The organism is Cellulomonas citrea, from assembly GCF_009829685.1.
GTDB lineage: Bacteria > Actinomycetota > Actinomycetes > Actinomycetales > Cellulomonadaceae > Cellulomonas > Cellulomonas citrea.
On the sequence record NZ_VWSD01000426.1, the window covers coordinates 1 to 506 of the forward strand.

Annotated in this window: 1 protein-coding gene; it reads right to left on the bottom strand. The window is 50.6% G+C overall.

Features of this window, described 5'->3' with window-relative positions; genetic code table 11:
* Nucleotides 1-217 precede the first annotated feature (217 nt).
* Nucleotides 218-506: hypothetical protein (locus F2B26_RS17865; RefSeq protein ID WP_201292845.1), on the bottom strand; the 289-nt coding region annotated here is incomplete at its 5' end.

The window sequence follows — 506 nt, forward strand, 5'->3', positions numbered from 1 at the left end:
TAAAAACAGCCCAAGAATGGCTAGTTTTTGGTTGTTTATTTATATGTTTTATTTGAATAAATATTTTTGAGGCTGTCTTGAAAGCGAGTTGGCGAAAAAATGTGAAAAAATTTAACTTTCATTCACTTAATTCGACCTGGGAGGCTAGTTTTTTGAGAAGCATTGCCTCGCCCCCAGAATGGGCGCGAGGCGCGAGGATTCAGGTTGGGTGTGTGATCTAGCTTTGCAGTATCTTGAGTGGCAGGCCGAGCATATCATCGCCGCTACCGGCGAGATACCAGATAATAGTGACCAGGGCGCCGACGGTCAGCAGGTACCAGATGGCTGAGAAGATCTGCCCATATCTGTCCAGTGGTAGCAGATGGCTCTGGTGGCGGGTCTTCCACTCGAAGATGATCTCCAGGCTGCCGATCAGCAGCAGAAAGCCCAGCAGCGCCAGCCCTAAGCTATAGCTGATGAAGACACCGATGGCGGCGCCGGCCGCACAGGCGATAAGCCCCATCAGG